Genomic DNA, 14,611 nt, shown 5'->3' with positions numbered 1-14,611 from the left:
CCGCGCCGATACCGGCTGACGGGGTCAGCCATTGCCGATGATGATGGCAACCCGGCGATTTTCCGCTCGTCCGGCAGCGGTCGCGTTGTCGGCGATGGGCGCCTCTTCTCCGCGGCCGCGGATATCCAGGTTCCCCTGGGGCATACCCACCGACACCAGGACATCGGCCACCGACCGTGCCCGCTTGAGGGAGAGTTGCTGGTTGTAGGCCTCATCACCGTTGGAGTCGGTATGACCGTCCACCCGAGCCCGGTTCAGTCCGACCTCAATCAGGGCCTTGCCGAGTTTCTCCACCACCTGGCGGGTCTCGGGGTTGAGGGCCCCCACATTGTTGGCGAACAGCACCTTGTTGGAGATATCCAGGGTCCATCCCTCGTCGGTCAGGTGAAATCCCTGCTCCTTCAAGGCGGCGATCTGCTCCGCCGTGAGCCCCTGGGGAGGGCTCTGGCACGCCGCCAGCACACTCAGCAACAGTGCCACCAGGCCCGCTTTGATCGGGTTCAACATGCGCATTCTTATCATCCTTTCACTATTTCCGGTTCAACTTCACGTGCTCGTTTTTCGTGTTTCTCTCTCCTCCCTGCGTTGTCGTTTGGTTTGATACATGGCGTCGTCTGCCCATTGCAGCAGGGCATCCGCCGTCCTCCCCTGCTCGGGATAGCGGGCAGAACCGATGCTGATCCCCACCCCGAGATGGCGACCGTCACTCAATACCACGGGGGTGTTCATCGCCTGCTGCACTCGCCCTATCACCTCGCGCACCTCGTCCTCCCCCTGGATCGGGGTCAGGAGGATGACGAACTCATCTCCCCCCAGCCGGCAGACCAGATCCAGGGGCCTGAGCTGATGCTGCACCCGCCGCGCCACGGCGATCAGCACTTCGTCGCCGATGCCGTGGCCCAGGTTGTCGTTGATCTGCTTGAAACGATCGCAATCCAGATAGAGCAGGGCAAAACCTTCATGCCCCTTGTTGCCTGCCAGAATGGCCTGCTCCATGCGAGCCTCGAACAGAGCACGGTTGGGCAGACCGGTCAGGGGATCATGGGTTGCCTGATGCAGCAGGCTGGCGTTCTCCCGCTTCTGGTGGGCCTGCCAGGCTTCCAGCTCGTCGAGCAGCGAATTGAAATCCTCCCCCAGCTCGTGCAGCTCGGCGATATTGGCCGCCGGCACCCGCTCCTTGAGGGCCCGCTGGCGGCTGACGTTGTAAGCCACCTCGGTCAGGGCCTTGAGGGGTGCCGTGATGGAGCGCTGCATCCGGCGCGCCACATGGAGTGCCCCGAGAATACTGATGAGCAGGCACACCAGGGTAGCCAGCAAGGTCTGCAACAGGAATCGCAGCAGGTACTGGCCGTGACCGACCAGATGCACCCTGGCTATCTCCTTGTGCTCGCGCACCATGGGGAGCGCCACGGGCCCCGGCAGGATCAGGCGGGCCAGGTGCTGCTCCAGGGTGGTCCAGGGGGTAGTGATGTCCCGGCGCCAGCTCGCCAGCACCTGGCCGTCCGGCAGCACTATGCTGGCGCTGGCTATGTCTTCCCGGGAGGTGATGGTCTCCAGGGCATCCAGTGCCGCCTCCTTGTCATGGAAGACCACGGCCGCCTCAGTGGTGTAGCTGATGGCCCGCGCCACCAGCTTGAGGTTGTGATCCGCATAAAGGCGCAGCGCCAGCAGCGCCGTGACGGTCAGAAACAGCCCGGCCATGCAGACGGCAGTCAGGGAGATCATCATGTGGGTGCGCCCCAGACTCTGTCGCAGGGTAAGCCGGGGAGTGGCGTGATGGACCGTCATCGCACCTCCTCATCGGCTCGCGCCAGCTTGAGCACGGCCGGGTGTACTCGCACGCCGCTGCGGGCCAGCGCATCCAGATTGACCCGAAAACGCACCCTCTCCTCCCCGGCCTGCAGACAGAAGACCGCATCGGCGATGCACTCGCGGCTCTGCTCGCTGATGCTGAGGATGGCGTGACCGCGCAGGCGCTCGAACAGGGAGAGGCGCTGCGCCGGTGCCAGCACCCCCAGATAGATGACATCGCAGCGCTGGATCAGCGACTCGTCGTCCATGTCGTAGTGATGGACCTCCACCGGTCGGCCATTGGCCTGCCGTTCGATGGTCAGAAGGGATGACGCATATTCCGTCGGCGCCGTGATGCAGAGCCGAAGTCTGTCGGGCTCGCTGGGCCAGCGGGTGTAACTGAGGATATCGAGCACGGTCTGGCGCACCATGTCGCTGCGCGCCTCGGCGGAGGTTGCCGCCATGGCCTGGTTTGCCAGCATCAGCATGCAGCACAGTGGCGCCAGCCACATCAGTAACCGGAGGTAACAAAACATCTGCATGGTGCCCGCGAGAGTGTCCAGGTCGGCGCCGGGGTCACCCGACGCCCATGATGAGAGTGCCTGCATGGCACCGCACCGAGCTTACCAGCCGGGTGGCCAGCCCCCAGAGGCAAGTGGCACGGTTGCGTCACCGGATGTCGCAGCCGTGCCTGCAAGGCGCTCAATGCCCCTGGCAGACACCGTCCATCGACACTACTTCTTGCCAATCCCATATTCGCGCAGCTTGTTGGCGATGGCGGTATGGGAGACACCGAGCCGCTTGGCCAGTTGGCGGGTGGAGGGGAACGCCGGGTAGAGCCGCTCCAGCAGGCGGCTCTCGAAACGCTTCACCGCCTCGTCGAGCCCCCCTTCGAACCACTCGTCGATGAGCGGCATGGCATCGGCCGCCACCGGCAAGTCCACGTGCTCGGGTCCAATCTCGTCCCCTTCCAGCAGGGTCATGGCCCGATAGAGGCAGTTGCGCAGCTGGCGCACGTTGCCGGGCCAGCGGTAGGCGGTGAGGTACTCGGCCATGTTGCGGGTAAAGCGCGGGCGCGGACGCTGCAGTTCGCTGGCAAAGCGCGACACGAACTGCTGGGCCAGGGCCATGATGTCCGCCTTGCGCTCGCGCAGCGGCGGCAGATTGAGGCTAAGCACATTGAGGCGGTAGTAGAGATCTTCGCGAAACTTCCCTTCATGGACCAGATCCAGCAACTGCTTCTGGGTGGTGCAGATGAAGCGCACGTTGACCCTCACCTCCTGCTCGTCACCGACCCGGCGAAACACGCCGTCTTGCAGCACCCGCAGGAACTTGGTCTGCAGATGGGGGGACATGTCGCCGATCTCGTCCAGCATCAGGGTGCCGCCGCTGGCCAGCTCCAGCACCCCGCGCTTGCCCTCGGTGTTGTTGCCAAAGGCGCCGGGGGCATAGCCGAACAGCTCGCTCTCGGCCACGTTGTCCGGCATGGCCGCACAGTTGAGCGCCATGAAGGGGTGGCTGGAGCGCAGGCTGGCGCCGTGGCAGGCCCGGGCCAGCAACTCCTTGCCGGTGCCGGTCTCCCCCACGATGAGCAAGGGGGCGTCCTGCATCGCGAGCTTGGCTGCCTGGGCCAGCACCTCTTTCATCTTCTGGCTCTCGGCCTGGAGGTGCTCAAAGCCCCCCACTTCCACCGCGTGCAGGGCACTGAAGTGCATGCCGACCCGGCGGGCGGATTTGAGCACCACCACGGCGCCGGCCAGAGCCTGCTTGCCCTTCTCTTCGGCCACGAACAGCGGCATCAGATCGCCCAGGTACTCTTCGCCACCGAGGCTCAGCTTGCAGGTCTGGGGCTTGATCTCCCCCGACTCCAGCCAGCGGCCAAACGAGAAGCCCTTGACCAGGGAGGCGATCGCCACGCCGCGCACCTCGTCCGGTGGCAACGCCAGGGTGGTGAGGGCGGCCTGGTTGGCCTGAGTCACCCGCCCCTTGCTGTCGAGGGAGAAGACCAGGTCCGGCAGCGCCTTGAGCAGGGCCTCTATCTCGTGGTGCTCCCGCTCGGAGGGCATGTAGGGGATGGTCTTGACGTCATAGACGCCGGGAATGCGGCGAATTTCCGGCATCAGATGCTGAAAGTCACGGAACTCCAGCTCGGGGAAATTGAGATAGATGATGCCTGAGGTATCGATTTCGATGCCGCGCAGATCGATGTTGTGCTCCACCAGTCGGTCGAGCAATTCCCGGGTCAGGCCCAGACGGTCTTCACAGCTGACTTCAAGACGCATTCGGCACACACTTCCTAGCTAACATTCTGAATAACGGGATAATACAGACTCGATCCCGCCAGTGCGAGCGCTCCCCCACAAAAATGCGGGCCTGCCCCGCTTTCACCGGGCAGGCCCTGTCTGCGCTGGCGCCAGACGGCGGTTACTTCATCAACGCGTCGGTGCGGGCTGCCATGATGAAGTCGTTGCGATGCAAGCCGCCTATCTTGTGGGTCCACCAGCTCACGGTCACCTTGCCCCATTCGAGCAAGATCGCCGGATGATGGAACTCCGCCTCCGCCAGTTCTCCGAGGCGGTTGGTGAACGCCAGCCCCTCCTTGAAGTTGCGAAACACAAATTCACGACGCAGTTGCAGCTCGCCGTTGACCACCAGGGGCTGCCAGTCGGGGATGAGGTGCATCAGCTCCCCCAGCTCCTGATCGCTCACCCTGGGGGCATCGGCGCGGCACGCCTCGCATCGTTGACTCGCCAGTTCAGTCATTCGGGACTCCTTTCATGAAACATCGTGGGAATGAATACGGGTCAGCTCGCCTGCTTGCCGACAACGGGGGCAAAGCGGGGTGGACGCAGGCCAAGACGACGGGCCTCGGCCACGGCCGCCATGATCCCCTGCCCCTCCAGACCATAGAGGGTATCGAGACGAGGCAGCACGAAATAGGTCGGCTGCATGATGTCGATGCGATAGGGGGTACGCAGGATCTCCAGCAGATCGAAGGGTTGCAGCTCGGGCTTGCCCGAGAGGGCATAGGCGGTCTCGCCGATGGAGGAGAGAATGCCGCCGCCGTAGATACGCAGCCCCTCCTCCCCCTGCAGGAGACCGAACTCCACCGTGAACCAGTAGAGCCGCGCCAGATAGACCCGCTCCTCCTTGCTGGCATGGCGTCCGAGCCGACCATACAGGTGGGTGAAGTGGGCAAAGGCCGGGTTGGTCAGCATGGCGCAGTGGCCGAAGATCTCGTGGAAGATGTCGGGCTCTTGCAGGTAGTCGAGCTCGTCCCGGCGGCGAATGAAGGTAGCGACGGGAAAACGGCGATCAGCGAGCAGCGCGAAGAAGTGATCAAAGGAGATGAGGGCCGGCACCGCTGCCACCGACCAGCCGGTGGCGGGCATCAGGGCGGCGTTGATCTCGCCCAGCTGGGGGATGCGGTCCAGAGGCAGGTCGAGGCGTGCCAACCCGGCCTGGTATTCATCGCAGGCCTTGCCATCGAGCGCCGCAAGCTGGCGTCCAATCAGGATCCGCCAGGTGCCGTGCTCCTCGTCCGTGTAGTGGATCCGGCCCTGCCCATCCGGTTGGCGGGCCGTGTAGAGACTTGCCATGAGTGCTCCCATCCTTCGGGTACCAGCCGCCATCCGGGCGGTCACTGGCCGTTGAGTCATGGGATCACTGTAACGGTTTGCCCCTCAAAAAAGCAGCCGACCCCGGGGTCGGCTGCCTTTGATAATTGTAAATAATTTGTGACATCCATGTCGGGTGCCAGCCACCTCACGACTTGTTGAGATAACCCGCCAACTGGCCGATCAGCCGCTTGCGCAGCTCGCCCAGCTTCGGCTTCTCGTCGGCACACCAGGGGAGCGGACGACAGGCTTCCATGGTATGCATCCCGAGGCGCGCGGTGAGCAACCCGGCCCCGACCCCTTGGGCGGCGCGGGCGGAGAGCTTGGCGGTCAGCTCGGCCCCCAGCAGATCCATCCCTACCTCGGTCACCAGCTCGGTGGCCCCCGCATAGAGCATGTTGCGAAACACCTGGCGAATGAGGCGGATGCGGCTCCAGTAGCCGAGCTCGATGGCATAGACATCGGCGATGTCCTCGATCATCCGCAGGTTGCGCCAGAGCATCAGCATCATGTCGACGGTGGCGAGCGGGCTCAGGGCCACCAGCACAGCGGCCTCCCCCGACCATTTGGCGACGCGGGCCTGGGCCAGCTTGTCCCGCTCGGTGAGCACCAGCTGGCTGTAGAGGGTCAGCACTTCCCGATCGCTGTGGCTCTCGTCAAGCTGGGATAGCCAGGTGCGATACCCTTCCCGTCCCTTGTCACCGCTCTTCTCGGCCAGGGCCTCGCAGAAGGCCTGCCCCTGACCCACCCCCTGATGGGCCAGCAGATCCTCGGCTCTTGAGCGCACATCCTGGCGCCGCTTCAAGGTGCGCAGCCGCAACCATTCGCGCCCCGCCACCCCGGCGGTGCCCACCGCCACCAGGCCGGAGGCGAGCAGCCAGGCGCCGCCCCAGAAGGGGGAAGCGGCAAACTGATCCACCAGAAAAGCGCCAAACTGGCCAAGCGACAGCAGCCCCACCCCGCCCAGCCCCCAGGCCAGCAGACGATGGCGGCGCCGAGGCCTGACGGTAAGCGCGAGTTCCACCTCGGTGAGCTCGTCCAGCGCGTCCAGAGGCTCGAAGCTCTCCTCTTCCAGCCGCCGGGCCGGGGCCGGTGGCTGCGCTTCGCTTGCCACCGAGGGCGCGGGCTCCAGCGTCACCTTGCCTTGCAGGGGAGCGGCGTCATCGGTGCGCCATCTTGTCTGATCGTTCATCGCATTCTCTCCTGTGGGCGCCCCTCGAGCACAGCGGGCCACCCACCCGTTATTCGAGGTGATCCCCGAGCAGGAACTCCAGCGCCGCATCGAGCCGGATATGGGGGAGCGCCTGATGGGCGCTCATGGGCAGCGGGCGAAAGGCCTGAAAATCAAACCCTTGAGTTTTCCACCACTGCGCAGGCGGGATCTGGGCAGGCACCTCCCCCGGGAAGAGCAGCAAGGGCTCGCCCGAGAGGGTAGTGCCACGAATGGCGGGAAATTCCCGTCCGTCTGCCACCCCCTTGCCCACCTCGGTGGCCTTGATGGCGGCGAGCGCCAGGCATTCGGTCTCTATCCCCTCGAAGCGGGCCTGACCCCGGCCACGGCTCACCAGGTGCTGCAGGAGCGACACCAGAGGTCCGTGCTGCTCCGGCGTGACGTGATCGGCCTTGCTCGCCACAAACAGCAGCTTGTCGATGCGCGGGGCGAACAGGCGGCGCCACCAGTTGCTCTTGCCGTAGGCGAAGCTCTCCATGATGCGGGCGATGGCCTGCTGCATGTCACCAAAGCTCGCGGCACCGGCATTGAGGGGCGCCAGGCAGTCCACCAGCACGATCTGGCGATCAAAGCCTGCAAAGTGCTGCTCATAGAAGCCCTGTACCAGATGCTGCTTGTACTGCTCGAAGCGCTGCTTGAAGGTGGCGTAGAGGGTGCCGTCTTCGGGGGAGTGCGTGGGCATCTCCCATACCCAGGGCACGAATTGCAGCAGCGGCGCACCGGCATACTCGCCGGGCAACACGAAACGCCCGGGCTGGATGAGGTGAAGCCCGAGCGCCTGCTTGCAGGCGTGCAGATAATCGGTGTAGCGGGCGGCCAGTTCGCTGGCGGCCCGCTCCTCGAAGGCTTGCTCCGCCTGCCAGAGCGGCGTCAGCCAGCCTGCCGCCAGGGCTTGCAGCTCGGGACGACGCAGTTGCTCCCGCACCTGCTCGCTCCACTGCTCGTAGTTCAGATCCAGCAGAGGCAAATCCAGCAGCCACTCCCCGGGATAATCCACCAGATCCACATAGAGGGTGGAGATCTCCCCCAGGTGCCGACGCAGCGGATGGCGGGTGCGATAGCGGATCTCGAGGCGTACCTCGGCCACCCCCCGGGTCGGCGCGGGCCAGGCGGGCGGATCACCAAACAGGGCATCGAGGCCCCGTTCGTAGGGAAAGGTGGGAATGTGGGCGTTTTGCTGGGGCACCCGGCGAGCACCGAGGATGCGTCCCTGGCGCTGGGCGTCCCAGAGTGGCAGACGACCGTCAATGGCCGCGTGCTCCAGTTGATTGACCAGCGCCGTGATAAACGCGGTCTTGCCACTGCGAGAGAGGCCGGTGACCGCCAGCCGGATGTGGCGATCCCGGACCCGGTTCACCGCGTCAACGGCCTTGTGCTGGAGCACCGACCAGGAGTGTTCGAGTTTGTTGCGTATCAAGGCGGGTCTTCTTCTCCTTGTGATCACATCAGAGAGACGGCCGCGAGGCGGTATCCTCGCGGCTCGGCACGATTAGAGCTTGCTGAACTCCCGTTGCAGGGTGAACTCCTTGGAGGTCACCAGCTTCTCGATTCGCTGCACCCTGGGCTCCAGTGCATCCAGCTCCTGGCCGATGCGGGCAAGGGCCTGATGAGGTGTGACGCCTGCCTGCCAGCTGCGCGCCTTCATCCGCACCTCGGCGAATTCGGCATCCTCCTGGGAGTAGAGGGTGACCGGCTTCTTGTCGAGCAGGAACCAGGCGGCAATATAGGCGGTGAAGGTGATGAAACCGGCGAAGATGAGACCACTGATGGCCAGCAGCCGCACGATCCAGGTCTCCACCCCGAAGTACTCTGCCAGACCGGCACAGACCCCGGCAATCTTGCCTCGCTGGGGATCCCGGTACAGGTTGCGCCCTTCACGACTGACACTGTTCATACCTTGTTCCTCCAACCGGGGACTTCCGCATCCAGAATCGACTCCAATAGGGTTTCGGCCCACTCCGGCTTTTTGCCACGGTCATGACATCTCTCATTGAAAACCGTCATACCTTGTTTCTCCAACCAGGAACCTCGGCATCCAGAATCGACTCCAGGGCGCCGACCCGTTCCTGCATCTTCTCGGCACGCACCAGCAAGCCCTGCAGCTGTTCACGCTCACCATCGGCAAGACCGGCGCCAATGCGTCCCTTGGCGCGGTAGTGCAGCACCAGCCAGATGGGGGCCACCACCACCATGAAGACCACCATGGGAACCATCAATACACCCAGCAGATCTTCCATCTGTTACTCTCCCTGTTTCGGTGCCGGATTGTGCTGGCCCAGCTTCTGGCGCATGGCTTCCAGCTCGCGGCTGATCTGGTCGTCCGCTTCCAGCTCGGCAAACTGCTGGGCGAGCGCCTTGTCGGACTGCCCCAGATCGGCGCGGGCTTCCATCTCGTCGATGCGGCGTTCCATGCGCTCGAACTTGCTCACCACGGCCTGGCTGTCGCCACGGGCCACCTGGCTTTGCACGTTGAGACGGCTGCTGGCGGCTTCGCTGCGAATGGCCATCGCCTTCTGGCGGGCACGGGCGTCTTCCAGCTTGGCTTCCAGCTGGCGGATCTCCTCCCCCAGCTTCTCGATGCCGCTGTCCACCGCCTGCTGTTCCCGAGACAGGGCGTCGGCAAGCTCCGCCTGCTTGCTCTTCTCGATGAGGGCGGCCCGGGCCAGATCTTCGCGCCCCTTGGTCAGGGCCAGCTCGGCCTTGCCCTGCCACTCGGCGACCCGCTCCTGATGGCGGCTCACCTGACGGCCGATCTCTTTTTGATTCGCGAGGAAGCGGGCCAGGTTGGAGCGCTCCTTCACCAGTTCATCTTCCATCTCCTGGATGATCAGACGCACCATCTTCTGGGGATCTTCCGCCTTGTCGAGCAGAGCCGTCAGATTGGAATTGATGATGTCGGCCAGGCGAGAAAAAATGCTCATGATTGTACTCCTGTGATAGGCATCGGGTTGTGTCTCCATTGACAATGGCAACTTGTGTGCCAATCTGGAACAATATTTAACTTGTTGATTTATATGGGCACTCAGAATGCAGTTCAAGTCCAGGGGAAACAAGTGATGATTAAAATAACCAACTTTTGGTAAGATTAACCAGATTTTTCAACTCACAGGGGCAGGGATGACCACGGCTACGGAAAGTCTGTTGGGTGAATCCAACGCATTTCTAGAAATCATCGAGCAGGCATCGCGCCTCGCGCCGCTGCGCAAGCCCGTACTCATCATCGGCGAGCGTGGGACCGGCAAGGAGCTCATCGCCCACCGCCTACATTATCTCTCGGATCGCTGGGATCAAAGCTTTGTCACCATCAACTGCGCCACCTTGAGCGAGAGCCTGCTGGAGACCGAGCTGTTCGGCCACGAGGCGGGCTCCTTCACTGGCGCCGCCAAGCGTCATCAGGGGCGCTTCGAGCGGGCCGACGGCGGCACCCTCTTCCTCGACGAGCTGGCCACCACCAGCGCCCGGGTGCAGGAAAAACTGCTGCGGGTCATCGAGTACGGGGAGTTCGAACGGGTGGGCGGTGCCAAGCCCCTCAAGGTGGATGTGCGGCTGGTGTGCGCCACCAACGAGGATCTGCCTGCACTGGCAGAGAAAGGACGGTTTCGTCACGACCTGCTGGACCGGCTCGCCTTCGACGTCATCACCCTGCCCCCCCTTCGGGAGCGGCGCGAGGACATCCTGATGCTGGCGGAGCACTTCGCCCACGGCATGACCCGGGAGCTGGGGTATCCGCTCTTTGCCGGCTTCTCGCGCAAGGCGACCCAGCTGCTGCAAGATTACCCCTGGCCGGGCAACGTGCGGGAGCTCAAGAACGTGGTGGAGCGCAGCCTCTATCGCCAGGGCAACCCCCAGCTGCCGCTGGCGGAGCTGGTACTCAATCCCTTTGACTCCCCCTGGCGCCCCCGTGCCCGAGGTGACGCCGCCCCTTCCACCGACGCGCCGACCTCGGCAGAGACAACCCCTACCCTGACCCTGCCGCTGGATCTCAAAGGGGCGGTGGCGGAGTACGAGATTAATTTACTCAAGCAAGCGATGCAGCAATCCCAGTATAATCAGCGCAAAGCAGCCCAGTTGCTGGCCCTGAGCTATCACCAGTTCCGGGGGATGCTGCGCAAATATCAATTGCTGGACGGGGATGACAACAGTGGCAACCAGGAGGCGGGCTGATGCCTGGCACCGGGTCTGTGCGCGCGGATAACGCGGCGCACGTCACCCCTGACGGGAGCGCCTGCCCGGCCGCCCCCCGCAACGCGCCCGCCCCCTGGCGGGCAACTTTGTCTGAAAACATGGTTCCAACATGAGAATGCTCACCCCCCTGCTGCTTGGTCTCCTGGTCCTGGTCAGCGGCTGTCAGAAACGCGATGAAGCCTCCAAAACCGGGCTCATCTATTGTGCCGAAGGGGCACCCCGAACCTTCAACCCGCAGCTTGCCAATTCGGATGCGACCCTGGATGCCAGTGCCCGTCCCATCTACGATCGCCTGCTCGAGGTCAATGCCAACACCCTCGGCATCGAAGGGGGGCTCGCCACCCGCTGGCAAAGCAGCGAGGACGGCCTCTCCTATACCCTGACCCTGCGCAAGGGAGTGACCTTCCACCGTACCCCCTGGTTCAGCCCGACCCGTCACTTCAATGCCGACGACGTCCTGTTCACCTGGCAGCGTCTGCTGGACGAACACCACCCCTTCCACGCCGTCTCCGGCGGCGAGTACCCCTATTTTTACAGCCTGGGGCTCGGCAACCTCATCAAGCGGGTCTACAAGAAGGGGCCCTATGAGGTGGTGTTCGAACTGAACCGCCCCGATGCCTCCTTCCTCGCCACCCTGGCCAGCGACTACGCCATCGTGCTCTCCGCCGAGTACGGGGAGCAGATGCTAAAGGCCGGCACCCCGGCGCTGCTGGACAGCCGCCCCATCGGCACCGGCCCCTTCAGCTTCAAGGAGTATCGCCACAACGAGTTCGTGCGCTACCTGCGCCACCCCGGCTACTGGGGCGGCGAGGCCAGAATGGAGCAGCTCATCTACGACATCACCCCCAAGTCCTCCAAGCGCCTTGCCAAGCTGCTGACCGGCGAGTGCGACGTGATGAGCACCCCCTCTGCCAGCCAGCTGTCGGTGATAGACAAGGACTCCCACCTGGATCTGTCGGTGCAGTCGGGGATGAACGTCGCCTTCCTCGCCCTCAATACCCGCAAGGCCCCGTTCAACAAGGTGCAGGTGCGCCAGGCCCTCGCCAGCGCCATCAATGTGCAGAACCTGCTGCAGGCGGTCTATTTCGAGACCGGCCAGAGCGCTGCCAGCCTGCTGCCGCCCCTCTCCTGGGGTTACAACCCCTCCCTGCCCCAGCGCAAGCCGGATCTCAAGCTCGCTCGCCAGTTGCTCAAGGACGCGGGCTACCCCAACGGCTTCGAGATGCAGGTGCTGGTGCAACCCGGCGCCCGTCCCTACAACCCGGACGGCCTCAAGACGGCGCAACTGATGCGCAGCGATTTCGCCAAGATTGGGGTGAGCCTCAAGATAGTGCAGCAGGCCTGGCCGGTCATCGAAACCCGGCTCGCCCATGGACAATATGACAGCCTGCTCTCGGGCTGGATCGCCGACAACGCGGATCCGGACAACTTCTTCCGCCAGTTGCTGAGCTGCGCCGCCGTCGAGCGGGGCAACAACTACAGCCGCTGGTGCAGCCCGGCGTTTGATCAGCTGCTGGACGATGCGGTGACCACCCCGCAGCTCGCCTTCCGCCTGCGCAACTATTACTATGCCCAGTCCCTGCTCAACGAGCAGTTGCCGCTCATTCCCCTGGCCCATGCCCTGAGAACCCAGGTGAGTCGCAGCGACATTCAGGGGCTGACCCTGATGCCCTTTGGCGGCACCACCTTCAACCAGGCCCATCGGGAGTGACCATGACAGATAACCACTCCATCGTCGGGCCATCGGCGCACCGTCCCCAGGAGGCATAAGCATGTTTTTCTATATCCTGCGCCGCATCACCCTGCTGGTGATCACCCTCCTGGTGCTGACTCTGGGGGCCTACCTCCTGGAGTTTCGCCTCATCACCCAGGTGCTGGATTTCTGGCACGGCTATCCTGACTTCCTCCAGCGCATCGCCGCCGGGGATTTCGGGCTCTCCAGCGTTTCCGGCCAACCGGTCCTCGACGAGATCCGTCACTACTTCCCGGCGACCCTGACCCTCTGCCTCGCCGCCTTCGCCATCTCGCTGCTGGTGGGCATCCCCCTGGGCACCCTGGCGGCCCTCTATCAGGGGCGCAGCCCGGATCTCTCCATCATGGCCGCCGGCCTCGTCGGCTATGCCATCCCGGTCTTCTGGCTGGGGCTGCTGATGGTGATGTTCTTCTCCCTGGATCTTGGCTGGCTCCCCTCCTCCGGCCAGATCAGCCTGCTCTACGACGTGCCCTCCATCACCGGGATCGCCATCGTCGATGTGCTGATGAGCCAGGAGCCCTGGCGGGAAGCGGCCCTGCACGACGCCCTGCGCCATCTGGTACTGCCTTCCCTGGTGCTGGCCGTGGTGCCCACCACCGAGGTGATCCGCCACGTGCGCAGCTCCCTCATCGACGTGATGAAACAGAACTACATCAAGGCTGCCGCCAGCCGCGGGCTCTCCCGCCGCCAGATCGTCTGGCGTCACGGGCTCAAGAACGCCCTGCCCCCGGTGTTGCCGCTGCTGGGGCTGCAACTTGGCAGCGTGCTCACCTCCGCCATGATCACCGAGGTGGTGTTCGACTGGCCCGGCATCGGCCGCTGGCTGGTGAGCAGCATCGCGCTGCAGGACTATGCCGCCATCCGCGGCGCCTTCCTGGTGGTGGCAAGCTTCGTCATCTTCATCAGCGTCAGCACCGATCTGCTGACCACCATCATGTATCCGGCACGGCGTAAAGAACTCTATGCAAGACAAGATTGATTGCGGTCTGTGGATGAACCACGGCGGCCCATGGGCCACCGGCGCACAGGCGTGCCCATCCCCTTGCGACCGGCACGGGAGCCTGCATCATGCACGATAAATCGAACATCTATCCGGAGCTCAAGATCCTCTCCCCCCTGGAGCAGACCTGGGCCTCCTACCGGCGCAACCCGCTGGCCATGGCGGGGCTCTGGTGCTTCGGGCTGCTGCTGCTGGTGACCCTCATCGGCCCCCTGGTGATCCCCTACGGCATCGACGATCAGCACAGTAACCACCTGCTGCTCGCCCCCTCCTGGGCCAACAGTGGCAACATCGATTACTTCCTGGGAACCGACGATCTGGGGCGCGACATCCTCTCCCGTCTGGTGGCCGGGGCCAGGTTCACCTTCGGCAACGCCCTGCTGGTGGTGCTCATCGCGCTGGTCATCGGCTCGGCCATCGGCATCCTCGGCGGCATGAGCAAGGGGGTGAAGTCGAGCGTGCTCCATCACCTGCTCGATACCCTGCTCTCCATCCCGTCCCTGCTGCTGGCCATCATCGTCGTGGCCATCCTGGGGCCGGGTCTGTTCAACACCCTGATCGCCATCACGCTCGCGTTGATACCGCCCTTCATCCGGGCGACCTACAACGCGGTCCACGCCGAGATGCAGAAGGAGTACATCATCGCAAGCCGCCTCGACGGCTCTCCGCCCCAGCGGATCATGCGTCTGGCCATCTTGCCGAACATCGTCGAGACCCTAGTGACCCAGACCACCCGCACCCTCTCCGCCGCCATCCTGGACATCTCGGCGGTGGGCTTCCTCGGTCTCGGGGCCCAGTCTCCCCAGCCGGAGTGGGGTGCCATGCTGGCCGATTCGAGCGATCTTATCTATCTGGCCCCCTGGACGGTGACCCTGCCCGGGATGGCCATCCTGTTCAGCGTGCTGGTGACCAACCTGGTGGGCGAAGGCATTCGCGAAGCACTCAAAGAGGGGAACGACTGATGTTGCCAGCCTTGTTATCTATCCCCGCCCCCGGACGCCCTGAGCGACCCGGCTGCGCCCTGAACGGGAGAC

15 protein-coding genes are annotated in these 14,611 nt (G+C 64.1%); 4 read left to right on the top strand and 11 right to left on the bottom strand.

The window, feature by feature from the left end:
• Window positions 1-24 precede the first annotated feature (24 nt).
• The 11 genes from OKC41_RS10355 to pspA form a co-directional block, all read right to left on the bottom strand.
• Complete coding sequence (locus OKC41_RS10355; protein ID WP_010674543.1) at window positions 25-513, bottom strand: OmpA family protein; 489 nt, start codon at window positions 511-513, stop codon at window positions 25-27.
• 33 nt (window positions 514-546) lie between these two features.
• Window positions 547-1,788: a diguanylate cyclase gene (locus tag OKC41_RS10350; RefSeq protein ID WP_201894152.1), complete on the bottom strand. Its 1,242-nt coding sequence runs from the start codon at window positions 1,786-1,788 to the stop codon at window positions 547-549.
• Window positions 1,785-2,327, bottom strand: a complete 543-nt coding sequence (locus OKC41_RS10345) for a YfiR family protein (RefSeq protein WP_269475971.1) — start codon at window positions 2,325-2,327, stop codon at window positions 1,785-1,787. Before OKC41_RS10345 ends, OKC41_RS10350 begins: the two co-directional genes overlap by 4 nt.
• A 198-nt stretch (window positions 2,328-2,525) precedes the next feature.
• The gene (gene tyrR, locus OKC41_RS10340) at window positions 2,526-4,073 is read right to left on the bottom strand and encodes a transcriptional regulator TyrR (RefSeq protein WP_010674540.1); all 1,548 of its coding nucleotides are present in this window, start codon (window positions 4,071-4,073) and stop codon (window positions 2,526-2,528) included.
• 142 nt (window positions 4,074-4,215) lie between these two features.
• Window positions 4,216-4,554, bottom strand: coding sequence for a 4a-hydroxytetrahydrobiopterin dehydratase (locus OKC41_RS10335; RefSeq protein WP_041215281.1), 339 nt, complete (start codon window positions 4,552-4,554; stop codon window positions 4,216-4,218).
• A gap of 41 nt (window positions 4,555-4,595) precedes the next feature.
• Window positions 4,596-5,390 (bottom strand): phenylalanine 4-monooxygenase, encoded by a 795-nt coding sequence (gene phhA / locus OKC41_RS10330; RefSeq protein WP_201894153.1) that lies wholly within the window; start codon window positions 5,388-5,390, stop codon window positions 4,596-4,598.
• A 166-nt stretch (window positions 5,391-5,556) separates the two neighbouring features.
• A complete protein-coding gene (locus OKC41_RS10325) occupies window positions 5,557-6,600 on the bottom strand; it encodes a YcjF family protein (RefSeq protein ID WP_201894155.1) in 1,044 nt (347 codons plus the stop codon).
• A 49-nt stretch (window positions 6,601-6,649) separates the two neighbouring features.
• Window positions 6,650-8,056, bottom strand: coding sequence for a YcjX family protein (locus OKC41_RS10320; protein ID WP_201894157.1), 1,407 nt, complete (start codon window positions 8,054-8,056; stop codon window positions 6,650-6,652).
• A gap of 72 nt (window positions 8,057-8,128) precedes the next feature.
• Window positions 8,129-8,533, bottom strand: a complete 405-nt coding sequence (gene pspC / locus OKC41_RS10315; protein ID WP_010674535.1) for an envelope stress response membrane protein PspC — start codon at window positions 8,531-8,533, stop codon at window positions 8,129-8,131.
• A 106-nt stretch (window positions 8,534-8,639) separates the two neighbouring features.
• Entirely contained in the window at window positions 8,640-8,876 is a 237-nt protein-coding gene (pspB, locus tag OKC41_RS10310; protein WP_005300084.1) for an envelope stress response membrane protein PspB, read from the bottom strand.
• Between the two features lie 3 nt (window positions 8,877-8,879).
• A complete protein-coding gene (gene pspA / locus OKC41_RS10305; RefSeq protein WP_010674534.1) occupies window positions 8,880-9,560 on the bottom strand; it encodes a phage shock protein PspA in 681 nt (226 codons plus the stop codon).
• A 196-nt stretch (window positions 9,561-9,756) separates the two neighbouring features.
• Here pspA and pspF point away from each other — a divergent pair, with 196 nt between their 5' ends.
• The 4 genes from pspF to OKC41_RS10285 all read left to right on the top strand — a co-directional run bounded on the left by pspF (window position 9,757) and on the right by OKC41_RS10285 (window position 14,539).
• Complete coding sequence (gene pspF / locus OKC41_RS10300) at window positions 9,757-10,803, top strand: phage shock protein operon transcriptional activator (RefSeq protein WP_201894159.1); 1,047 nt, start codon at window positions 9,757-9,759, stop codon at window positions 10,801-10,803.
• A gap of 136 nt (window positions 10,804-10,939) precedes the next feature.
• Window positions 10,940-12,535: an ABC transporter substrate-binding protein SapA gene (gene sapA / locus OKC41_RS10295; protein ID WP_010674532.1), complete on the top strand. Its 1,596-nt coding sequence runs from the start codon at window positions 10,940-10,942 to the stop codon at window positions 12,533-12,535.
• Window positions 12,536-12,596: 61 nt separating this feature from the next.
• Complete coding sequence (locus OKC41_RS10290; protein WP_010674531.1) at window positions 12,597-13,556, top strand: ABC transporter permease subunit; 960 nt, start codon at window positions 12,597-12,599, stop codon at window positions 13,554-13,556.
• Between the two features lie 89 nt (window positions 13,557-13,645).
• Complete coding sequence (locus OKC41_RS10285; RefSeq protein ID WP_201894161.1) at window positions 13,646-14,539, top strand: ABC transporter permease subunit; 894 nt, start codon at window positions 13,646-13,648, stop codon at window positions 14,537-14,539.
• The last annotated feature ends 72 nt before the right edge of the window (window positions 14,540-14,611 follow it).

The sequence above is a fragment of the Aeromonas sp. QDB17 genome (genome assembly GCF_027705305.1).
Classification (GTDB): domain Bacteria; phylum Pseudomonadota; class Gammaproteobacteria; order Enterobacterales; family Aeromonadaceae; genus Aeromonas; species Aeromonas caviae.
This window is presented reverse-complemented; position numbering and strand designations above follow the sequence as displayed.